The 10,109-nt window shown below is 41.1% G+C and carries 9 protein-coding genes and 1 tRNA gene; 7 read left to right on the top strand and 3 right to left on the bottom strand.

Translation table 11 applies throughout. The features are described 5' to 3' along the window. Positions 1–5 precede the first annotated feature (5 nt). The 5 genes from BCG07_RS18345 to BCG07_RS18325 all read left to right on the top strand — a co-directional run bounded on the left by BCG07_RS18345 (position 6) and on the right by BCG07_RS18325 (position 6,832). Positions 6–82: transfer RNA gene (locus BCG07_RS18345), tRNA-Arg, on the top strand. 504 nt (positions 83–586) lie between these two features. Next, positions 587–1,762: an exo-beta-N-acetylmuramidase NamZ family protein gene (locus tag BCG07_RS18340; protein WP_286891441.1), complete on the top strand. Its 1,176-nt coding sequence runs from the start codon at positions 587–589 to the stop codon at positions 1,760–1,762. 9 nt (positions 1,763–1,771) lie between these two features. Further along, the gene (gene pbp4b, locus BCG07_RS18335; RefSeq protein ID WP_286891440.1) at positions 1,772–3,424 is read left to right on the top strand and encodes a penicillin binding protein PBP4B; all 1,653 of its coding nucleotides are present in this window, start codon (positions 1,772–1,774) and stop codon (positions 3,422–3,424) included. A gap of 177 nt (positions 3,425–3,601) precedes the next feature. After that, complete coding sequence (locus BCG07_RS18330) at positions 3,602–4,978, top strand: Na+/H+ antiporter NhaC family protein (protein ID WP_006794362.1); 1,377 nt, start codon at positions 3,602–3,604, stop codon at positions 4,976–4,978. A 183-nt stretch (positions 4,979–5,161) separates the two neighbouring features. Continuing rightward, positions 5,162–6,832 carry a KAP family P-loop NTPase fold protein gene (locus BCG07_RS18325; RefSeq protein WP_286891439.1) on the top strand — a complete coding sequence of 557 codons (1,671 nt, stop codon included), beginning with the start codon at positions 5,162–5,164 and terminating at the stop codon, positions 6,830–6,832. A gap of 79 nt (positions 6,833–6,911) precedes the next feature. Here the strand turns inward: BCG07_RS18325 and BCG07_RS18320 are convergent, their stop codons facing one another. The 3 genes from BCG07_RS18320 to BCG07_RS18310 are packed head-to-tail and all read right to left on the bottom strand — an operon-like array spanning position 6,912 to position 8,750. Further along, on the bottom strand, positions 6,912–7,523 hold the full coding sequence (locus BCG07_RS18320; protein WP_243531605.1) for a hypothetical protein: 612 nt from the start codon (positions 7,521–7,523) through the stop codon (positions 6,912–6,914). Beyond that, positions 7,510–8,100: an RNA polymerase sigma factor gene (locus BCG07_RS18315; RefSeq protein ID WP_243531604.1), complete on the bottom strand. Its 591-nt coding sequence runs from the start codon at positions 8,098–8,100 to the stop codon at positions 7,510–7,512. The genes BCG07_RS18320 and BCG07_RS18315 overlap by 14 nt, the downstream gene beginning before the upstream one ends. A 14-nt stretch (positions 8,101–8,114) precedes the next feature. Next, complete coding sequence (locus BCG07_RS18310; RefSeq protein WP_243531602.1) at positions 8,115–8,750, bottom strand: energy transducer TonB; 636 nt, start codon at positions 8,748–8,750, stop codon at positions 8,115–8,117. Positions 8,751–8,896: 146 nt separating this feature from the next. On the opposite strand from BCG07_RS18310, the gene BCG07_RS18305 reads away from it, so the two are divergent. Both BCG07_RS18305 and BCG07_RS18300 read left to right on the top strand, forming a co-directional pair. After that, positions 8,897–9,403: a DUF3087 domain-containing protein gene (locus BCG07_RS18305; RefSeq protein ID WP_286891436.1), complete on the top strand. Its 507-nt coding sequence runs from the start codon at positions 8,897–8,899 to the stop codon at positions 9,401–9,403. A gap of 21 nt (positions 9,404–9,424) precedes the next feature. Continuing rightward, complete coding sequence (locus tag BCG07_RS18300; protein WP_039038238.1) at positions 9,425–9,874, top strand: low molecular weight protein-tyrosine-phosphatase; 450 nt, start codon at positions 9,425–9,427, stop codon at positions 9,872–9,874. Positions 9,875–10,109 lie beyond the last annotated feature (235 nt).

Here is a 10,109-nt window from a genome sequence, read left to right as displayed (position 1 = left end):
AAAGTGGGCGCATAGCTCAGCTGGATAGAGTACCTGGCTACGAACCAGGCGGTCGGAGGTTCGAATCCTCCTGCGCCCACCACTTTCATACATAAGCCGACGCTAAGTCGGTTTTTTTGTGCCTGAAATAAAGTGAATATGGGAAAATAGCAAGCCACGAACCCGACGGTCAGAGGTTCACTCTTAGAAGGTACGTCCTGCGCCCAGCACTTTCATACATAAGCCGACACTAAGTCGGTTTTTTTGTGCCTGAAATTTGAGAAAGCTTTCAGATATCAGTTAAACCTAATGATACATACTGCCAAATCTTCCATTTAGTCACTTCTCTAAAAGCGCAGCGTCTCTAAACCTCTTTGTGAATAACGCTCTTAAACATAACTGCACAAAGAGAAATAAAAGAGGAGTAAATGAGTAGTTCAAAACCACTATTGTAATTAAACGCTGAAGCTTAAATCGTCGTAGACGTAGAACGTGCTCACGTGAGAAGCGTAGCTTCTAATTACTTATGTATCGACTCAAAAGCATTCGCTGCTCTTTAACTTAAGCTGTGGTATTTTAAACACCTTGTTTAAAAGGATCTTGCTGTATGTTTAAAACCGTATTTTTTATATTTTTATTGAGTTTAAGTGCGCTTTTTACTATTACCACACACGCGAATGAAGCAAAGCATTCAGTAACCGTAGGGGCTGAACAGCCGGCAGTGTACTTACCGCAATTACAAAATAAACGTGTTGGGTTAGTGGTAAATCAAACCTCTTTAGTAGGGCAAGCACACTTGGTTGACAGCCTGCTTAGTAAAAATATAAACATAACCAAAATTTTTGCACCCGAGCATGGTTTTAGAGGCGATCACGACGCCGGTGCTCATGTTAAAAACGCCATAGATAGCAAAACCGGCATTCCACTAATTTCTATTTATGGCAAAAACAAAAAGCCAAGCGCTGAAGCTCTTAGCAATGTAGATGTTATTGTTTTTGATATTCAAGATGTGGGTGTACGTTTTTATACCTATATAAGCTCTATGCATTACATGATGGAGGCTGCGGCTGAACAAGGTGTTGAATTTATAGTGCTTGATAGGCCAAACCCCAATATTGCCTATATTGATGGGCCAATTCTTGAGCGCGAATTTAAATCGTTTGTAGGCATGCACCCAATACCCGTGCTACATGGAATGACGGTAGGTGAGCTGGCTAACATGATCAAAGGCGAGGGCTGGATCAATAAAGCCACCGATCTAAAGCTCACCGTGATCCCGGTTGATCGTTACACACGCACAACTCGTTATAGCTTACCTGTAAAACCCAGCCCTAATTTACCAAACGATCAATCAATCGCGCTTTACCCATCGCTGTGCTTTTTTGAAGCAACCCCTGTGAGTATTGGCCGCGGCACCGATTTTGCGTTTCAGGTTATTGGTTATTCGCCGGTAAAATTAGGGGATTTTAATTTTACACCGCGGGCTATTAAAGGCGCCGCTTTGAACCCTAAATTTAAAAATACAACGGTACATGGCCTTGATTTAAGGCAAGTAAACGCCGCAGGGCTAAATTTAACGTACTTAATAAACGCCTACGCCACCCTTAATAAACATAAGATCGACTTTTTTGAACGCGCTGGATTTATGGATAAATTGGCAGGTACTAATAAGCTGCGTTTAGCTATAGAGGCAGGGCAGTCGGCTGCGCAAATAAAGAAAAGCTGGCAACGCGGCCTTACACAATTTAAAGCGCAACGAGCGCCTTATTTGTTATATGAGTAAGGCTTAACCATGTTATTTATTTTAAAAAATACTCGCTTCATAAAAAACGCATGGTTAGCCGCTTTGAGTTTAATTATTATAGGCTGCAGTAGTAAACATAATTCATTAAAATCGCAGCCAGTGCTGACTAAAAGTCAGCTAATAGCGCTGCCAAACGCACAAGTTGTAGCCAGCTTTCCTGAGCAAAATCCAAGTAGCCGGTTTTATGTAAACAACCGTGGCACATTTAAAGCATATAAAGGGCGCGGCCAATTATTAATACAAAACCACAGCGCCGAAAGTGCCGATATTTACATAAACAATCAAAAACTTGCTACCAATACGTTAACCGCTAATACGCTTTATAATTATAGCTTAGCGGCGCATACTCATAATGGGATAAACACATTTAAGGTAGAAAATATTTTACCTAAAGGCGCAAGCTTAACGCTGCGTTTTGCATTTCCTACATTAAATTTAATGCCTAACAAGCCAGTTGATTTTACTGACGTTGATGAACTCATTGAGCGTGATATTAAAGCGGGGTTTCCTGGTGCAGTGCTGGCGGTTGTTAAAAATGGCGAGCTAATAAAACTCACAGCTTATGGTGATGCAAAGCAGTACCAGCAAAACGATCTAATGCTACTGCGGCCAGAGCCTATGCAAACGAATACTCTATTTGACTTAGCCTCAAACACTAAAATATTTGCCACTAACTTTGCACTCATGAAACTCATAAGCGAAGGGCAACTCAATATAAACAACCCCGTGCAAACTTATTTAACAGAATACATCGGCGGTGGGCGAGAGCAACGCACAGTAAAAAAGTTACTTACTCATAGCGCAGGCTACCCACCCGTGTTTGATTTTCACCGAAAAGATACACAGCAAGGCGATGCATTTTATTCTCAAAATAGCCAAACCACTAAACAGCTTTTGCTCACCAAAGTGCCGCTTAATAATAAAAAGCCAATGCAACATGTGTATTCTGATATTGATTACATGATTTTAGGTGTATTGGTTGAGCGTATAACAGGGCAGCCACTAGACGAGTACTTAGAGCAGCACGTTTATAAACCCCTTGCACTGAGTAACACGCTATTTAACCCACTTAAAAAAGGCTTTGAGCGTAGTCAATTTGCAGCCACCGAACTTAGCGGCAATACCCGCGATGGGCGTATTACTTTTGATAATATTCGAACACATGTGTTGCAAGGCCAAGTTCATGACGAACGCGCATTTTACTCGTTTGGCGGCGTTGCTGGGCATGCCGGGTTATTTAGTAACGCCCACGATTTAGCTGTGCTTTGCCAGCTACTATTAAATAATGGTGGCTACGGCGACCAACAATTATTTAGTGCAAGTGCCTTAGCGCAGTTTTTAACGCCGCAAAGCACTAACGAAACGTACGGCCTAGGTTTTAGGCTTGCAGGCAATAACCAAGCACGGCGTTGGCACTTTGGCCCTTATGCCAGCTCACAAGCGTATGGCCATACCGGTTGGACAGGCACCGTAACAGTAATCGATCCCGCTTACGACTTGGCCATTGTTTTGCTTACTAACGCGCGCCACACTGCAATTAAAGGCACACAAAAACGTTATGAATTTACAGGCAAACAATTCGAAACCGCACAATACGGATCTGTGGTATCGCTTGTTTACGAAGCGCTGTTAAATCAATAAATTATCGTATAGGTTAAAATGGGCTAATACAGTTACGCCCAATGGCTTATTTGCAGGTGACTTGGCAACATCAATCCATTAAGCTAGGCGGTTTACTCCATTAAGCCACTTTTTAAGTTTTGGGCTTAACATATAAGCGTTTAAGCGCGGGTTGTTAATAATTAAGGTTAACTTTTTATGCATTGGTATTCTATTTTACCGCCGCTAATTGCGATTGCTATCGTGTTTTGGCGCAAAGAAGTCATTATGGCGCTGCTAGTTGCCGTGGCGTCTTCTGAGTTTTTACTTGCCCTACAAGGGGAAGGAAATAGCGTATTTACAACATTTTTAAATACCATAGAGCGTATTATTTCGGTGGCAAGTTCGCCGGGTAACAGCCGCATACTCATATTTAGTATTTTAATAGGTGCTTTACTTGCCTACATTCGCGAATCTGGCGGTGTGGCGGCAACGGTTAACTTATTAATGAACAAAGGGGTTGCAAAAGGTAAGCGCCAAGTTGGCTTTTTAACTATGTTTACTGGCGTTGCGGTGTTTATAGAGTCAAACCTAAGCGTGCTTACGTCGGGTATTTTGTCGCGCGGCCTGTTCGACAAATTTAAAATGAGCCGTGCACGCCTTGCCTACATTATTGATAGTACCAGTGCCCCTGTGTGTATTTTAATACTACTTAACGGCTGGGGTGCATTTGTACTGGGCTTATTAGGTAATTACGAATTGGGCGAATCGGCGGTATCGGTATTATGGGGCAGCGTTGGATATAACTTTTACGCCATAATTACCTTGGTTATTGTTTTTTACACCATTGCATTTGATAAAGTACACGGCCCAATGAAAGAGGCCGAACAAAAATTAGAGCTACAAACAAACGAGCTAAAAGAAGAAGTAAAAGGCTCTAAAGCACGCTTTATGTTAGTGCCATTATTTACGCTAATTGCCAGCATGGTAGGCTTTATGTTTTACACTGGTAACGGTGTGTTGGCAGAAGGTAGCGGCTCTAAATCGGTATTATATGCAACTGTGCTCGCGATTGTGGTTGCTTACTTACTAATGATTAGTTCGCGCCAATTTACCCACCACCAATTGGTTGATACTGGCTTTAAAGGCATGGGCGAATTACTCCCATTGGTAAGCATTGTTTTGCTTTCGCTTACGCTAGGTGCAAGCTTAAAAGAGCTAGGTACGGGTGTGTTTGTTGCGTCATTGGTAGGCGACTACTTACCTATTTACTTAATAGTGCCCGTGCTGTTTTTAACAGGGGCGGTTATGTCGTTTACTACGGGGACATCGTGGGGCACGTTTGCCATACTTATCCCTATTGGCGTACCGCTAATACAAGCATTGGGTTTACCACCTTCATTGGTTGTAGGCGCTATTTTGGGCGGCGGTATATTTGGCGATCACTGTTCGCCTATATCCGATACCAGCGCGGTGTCGGCGCTTGCATCGGGGTGTGACTTACTCACTCACGTTAAAACCCAGCTACCGTACGCGTTATTTGGTGGCGCACTGACCTTTATTGCTTATTTGGTTATTAGCATTATTGTGCTGTAAAAACTCGGAATTTAAATATTTAAAAGCCTGCTTAATCGCAGGCTTTTTTATTTAAGATTGATCACCATCGAGCACATCTAGGCGCTACACAGAGATAAATAATAATAGCTTTTTATTAATAGGTTACGTTCATTGAATGTTGTATGGCATTATGTGAAAAAGAATGATTTAAAGGGAAATTAAATGCACGACATTAAAGAATTCAATTGGAGTAAAGCAACTAATCCTCCATTAGAAGAGTATTTTCCTGCAGATAAATTAGATCGTGCTCGCTACGCTACATTTTTATCAAGGCTATTGGCTCAAGAGGGATTTGACGAAAGCAGGCCTGATGAAGAGCAAAAGAAAAACTATGTATTAAACTTAAACGCTGAGTGGGGGGCAGGTAAAACCTATTTTCTTAAGCGTTGGTCACAGGAATTAATAGTAGGTTACCCTGTAGTTTATATTGATGCATGGCAGCAAGACTATTCGGACGATCCATTTTTAACTGTAATTGCAGGTATCATCAAGCAGCTTCAACGTCAGGCTAAGTTTAATATAACTATTCCTAAGAGTGCAGTTTCTATGTTTAAGGCTGTTGCACCTGCTATTGCACAAGGCCTAACTAAAAAAATATCAGGCATAGATTTAGATGAGTTACACACATTACTATTCTCTGATGAAGAAATTGAAGATGATCAAAAGCAAAATTCTAACAAGTTAACTGGCAGCGACTTTTCGCCCGCAGTAAAGGCGCTTGCACAAAACTTAATTAAAGATCATGAAGCTAAAAACAAAAGCATTGAAGTAATAAAATCTAAGTTAGCTGATTGGGTCTGTAAGTTTGAAGAGCAGGAAGGTAAATCGTTACCCATATTTATTTTTATTGATGAATTAGACCGTTGTCGCCCAAGTTATGCAGTAGAAATGCTTGAGACAATTAAACATATTTTTGATGTAAAAGGTATCGTATTTGTTGTGGCTACGGATACCGAGCAGCTACAACATACAATAAAATCAATATACGGTGAAGGGTTTGACGCTAAGGTTTATTTAGGCCGTTTTTTTAATAGTCGTTACAGTTTAAAGCGTCCTGTTTTAAAAGACTTTTTATCAGTACATAGCGATACAACTAAATTTGAAACTGCGTATTTAGAAAGTAAAAATATTGAGCTGCTCCCTCGTACCAAAACGTCCGAAACCACTTTAGCTAATATCTCAGTTGTATTAGATGCCTTTCAGGTATCAGCAAGAGCAGCTATTCAAATTACTGAACGTATTACAGCCATTATTATTAATTTACCAAGTGGCAAAAAAGTAGATGTTCTTGTGCTCGCTATTTTGTTTTGTATCCATGAAAAAGACCACCCACTTTATGAGGAGATAATAAATGGTAGGTTCAAAAGAACAGAACGAGGTGATGAAAATAAGATCATAGATATTAGCCTAGCTGACTTCTTACAAAAGGATATATCAAAAGAGTATTTATCAGCCGAGATAATTTATTTTATTGAGCCACAGAGATATATAAGTACATTTTATAATGACAATTTTGGTTCAAAAGAAAATAGCTATTCCACGGGGAATTATCCTATTTCACTATCAAAATTTATTAAGAATATTTTTTTTCGTGCTTTTGTCTCAGAATTAAACCCTTATGATGTTTGGATTCCTGATAGCGATTACAGTTTAACTCAGTTGCAAAACGCAGAAAAGGCGTTAGCACAGCATAAAATAGAAATTTCTCCAGAAGTTACTTTATTATGGCTTGACTATATTTATATCGAAGATGAATACAACAAAATCATAAAAGAACACTACCGTGATTTTATAGAGCTTTCTTCACCATTAGATTACATGGGTGATAGTTAACTATCTCTGTGCAGCGCGAAGCGCCTCTGTGTTCTCGGTGGTAATTACTTATTTAAATTACCACCATGCTAAAAATAACCTAAGCCTTGCACTGCCTCACCCCAACTCCTGCATGCTTCAGGGCAATAATTTCCCCTTTGCCGTTATGCGCCATAGCGAGCATATCACCGGTATTGATATTACTTTCTACTGCGTGCCTTCCCTTTAAATCACTCAATAGCGACTGCTTAATTTGCACTAGCACCTCGTAATGACAACTGGCTATGTACCAGTCGTTGTCGACCTTTACGAGCGTGCCGTATTCTATGTGGCGTTGCTGGTGGCGGCGTAAATCGTTTGCTAATTGGGTGTCGAGCGCGTGTTTTTGTTGCGTTATGACGCTTGTATAGCTACCTGTTTGATCTATTTCATGCGTTGTTATAAACGAGTAGTCGTGTATATCTATGGTGTTTAATACGGTTTTAGGGGCGGTATTTATTACGTTGTTGCTGTTGAGCACTATAAAGGCCAGTAAGCCCAGAGCGCAGGTAAGGCTTGTGAGTTGCAGGGCAAAGCCTAACTTTTTAGGTTGTTTTTGAGCTACGCTGTGTTTTAACGCCTGTTGTTGAGCATGCGAAAGGGTTGTACGAGCTTTACGCGCTTTAAAGTGGTTTGTAAGCTTTTCATCAAACTGCTCATCAGGCTTGTTCATTATTGTCTCCTAATAATTGTTTTAGGTTTTGTTTGGCATAGCGCAGTCTTGTTTTTATGGTTTGGGCGTTGCTTTGCGTTATAAGCTCTATGTCGGCAAGGCTAAAACCTTCTTGTTGTAAGGTGATGGCTTCGCGTTGCACAAAGCTCAGTTGCTTGAGCGCCGTGTTGAATGCTTCGTAACTAATGTGTGTGTCACCTATGTGCGAGTCACTACGTGTTAATTCGCTTTGATTGGCACTTTGCAAAGGTTGTAGGCTGTTTTCGTCAAGCTCCACAAAGTGTTGCTGTTTTCGGTATTCGTCTATTAGCGTGTTACGTGCGAGTTTAAACAACCACGCTTTAGGCGTGGTTTGCGCTTGGTAAAGGTGGCGCTTTTCAATTACTTTTAGCCATGTTTGCTGGCTTACGTCGTATGCTAAGTGAGTATTAGATTGCGTAACTAGGTAGTGGTATAAATCGTTACTGTAGAGTGCAATAAGCTGCTCTAAGTGACGGTTTTCTCCACTTTTTGCATAACGCGCCATGCAGTCTTTGCTGGGCGTTTCAAATAACCAGGTTTTAATACTCATTAGCATAGGCGTTTAGTCCGTTAAATAGAGCTATCTAATTTAAAATCAAGTTGAACCGTTTGATCTGTTTGTAATTGTGCCACACCTTCAATTACTTTTGGGCGGTATTTCCAACGTTTAATAGCGCGTAGTGCTTCGCGGTTAAATATACGTTTTGGTTCGGCGTTTAAAACTACCGCGTCTATTACTTCGCCAGTGGGCGAAATATTAAAGCTAAGTTGTACCCAGCCTTCTATTCCATCACGCGCAGCGGTGGTTGGGTACTTTGGATTTATACGCACAATGGGTGAGGCATCTCCCGTTGGGCGATTAAGGGTATTGTTAATGCCGTCACCAAAGTCATCCATTATTAATGGCGGCGCCGTGTTGATTGCCATAACGGGGTCGGCGCTAGGTGTTACACGCGGTGGCGCTTTAGGCGGCATTTTTGGTGTAGGTGGTTCTGGCATTTTATCTATGTGTCTTACTTTTGAATCTTCAGGCACTTTAAATATTTCAACCGTTATTTCTTTGCCAGGGTCTAGTGGTGCGCGTTGGTCGCCACTGATTAGGTATTGCATAAATGCAAAGGCGGCAAAGGTCATTGCTGCACCACCAATAACGGCGGTTGATGTTTTTATAAATGTTGGGTTATTTGGGGTTTCAAGTGTGTGCATAAGCCGCTCCTAGTTAACTCATTATGTGGTTTTCAGAGCTATAACGGGTGGCAAATCAAAAAGGGGTGAAATATTTTTATAAAAAATGCGGGGTTTAGTTACAATAGCGTTTCGCATTCTTTTACTTATTAACTTTTTAGGCTGTTATGCAACTCATTGAAATAAATAAATCGCGTTATCGTAAGCATTTAAATCGTGTCATTGTGGGCTGTGCGGCCTCGCTTGCGGCGGGGAGCTTAGCTATATCGCAAACGCTGATTGCGTTGTTTCCGGATGAAAGCGGAAGCCATTTTCATTGGAACTTAACTGGTGTGGTTATTACAAGTTTAGCCATAGGGTGGTTGTTAAATAAATACCGCACTCATCCTTACATGACCGAAGTGGTTTATGTATGGGAGCTAAAACAGGCACTTAATAAAATAACCCGTAAAATGCCAAAGTTAAAAGCTGCTGGGCGCGAAGGTAACCCCGCTGCACTATTAGCCATTCATTACAGTTATGCGGGCTCGCGTTTATTGTGGCAGCTAGACGACAACCTCATAACAATGGAAGACCTAGCCATTAAACAAGCTGAGTTAGATTCGGTTGCTGCGCAGTTTAATTTAACGCTAAATGCTGACGATTACGAAGAGAGCATATTAAAACAGTTTTAAAGCCTAATTTAAGGAGCCGCTATGAAAAAGGTACTGATTGTATGTTTAGGTAATATTTGCCGTTCACCTACTGCTGAGGCGGTTTTAAAAGCGCGTGCAAAAGCCTTGGGTGTAAAGGTGGTGGTCGATTCTGCAGGTACAATTGGCTATCACGAAGGAAAATCCCCCGATAGCCGTTCAATGGCGGCGGGTGAAAAGCGCGGCTATAGCTTTAAAGGAATACACTCGCGTAAAGTTCGCACTAGCGACTTTAACGAGTTTGATTTAATTTTAGCAGCCGACAAACAAAATTTAACTGATTTAAAAGAGCAGTGCCCAACGCATTTACACTATAAGTTAGCGTTGTTTTTAGAGTACGGGGAGCAAAGCACAAGTGCCATACCTGATCCCTATTACGGTGGTGACGACGGCTTTGAAAACGTACTTGATTTAATAGAAGCGGCCAGCGATAACATACTTGCTAAAATGTAAGCGCCTCTTATCAGTTTGTTACATTAACGAACATTTGTTTTATTGCCCTTTGTTCCTCAATTGAGTACGATTTATCCTTACTCAAAAGGAATATTATGAATACAAAAATATTACTACTGGTTCTATCACTTGGTTCGGGTTCTGCTTTTGCTAATGATGTGAGCTTTTCGATTGGGGGTGGCTACCCTTACTTGGTTGTACCTGAAGTGTCTTTATCGGCAGATAACAATTCTCA

The organism is Pseudoalteromonas sp. ESRF-bin5 (assembly GCF_002632075.1).
Taxonomy (GTDB): domain Bacteria; phylum Pseudomonadota; class Gammaproteobacteria; order Enterobacterales; family Alteromonadaceae; genus Pseudoalteromonas; species Pseudoalteromonas marina.
The sequence above is the reverse complement of the archived record's forward strand: the minus strand, read 5'-3'. Positions and strand labels throughout refer to the sequence as shown.

Bases quoted from the DNA above. Each gene is read 5' to 3' on its own strand.
- BCG07_RS18315 (WP_243531604.1), bottom strand. From the start codon at position 8,100: ATGCTAATGAGTATTAAAACCTGGTTATTTGAAACGCCCAGCAAAGAC.
- BCG07_RS18305 (WP_286891436.1), top strand. From the start codon at position 8,897: ATGCAACTCATTGAAATAAATAAATCGCGTTATCGTAAGCATTTAAAT.
- pbp4b (WP_286891440.1), top strand. From the start codon at position 1,772: ATGTTATTTATTTTAAAAAATACTCGCTTCATAAAAAACGCATGGTTA.
- BCG07_RS18340 (WP_286891441.1), top strand. From the start codon at position 587: ATGTTTAAAACCGTATTTTTTATATTTTTATTGAGTTTAAGTGCGCTT.
- BCG07_RS18330 (WP_006794362.1), top strand. From the start codon at position 3,602: ATGCATTGGTATTCTATTTTACCGCCGCTAATTGCGATTGCTATCGTG.
- BCG07_RS18300 (WP_039038238.1), top strand. From the start codon at position 9,425: ATGAAAAAGGTACTGATTGTATGTTTAGGTAATATTTGCCGTTCACCT.
- BCG07_RS18310 (WP_243531602.1), bottom strand. From the start codon at position 8,750: ATGCACACACTTGAAACCCCAAATAACCCAACATTTATAAAAACATCA.
- BCG07_RS18320 (WP_243531605.1), bottom strand. From the start codon at position 7,523: ATGAACAAGCCTGATGAGCAGTTTGATGAAAAGCTTACAAACCACTTT.
- BCG07_RS18325 (WP_286891439.1), top strand. From the start codon at position 5,162: ATGCACGACATTAAAGAATTCAATTGGAGTAAAGCAACTAATCCTCCA.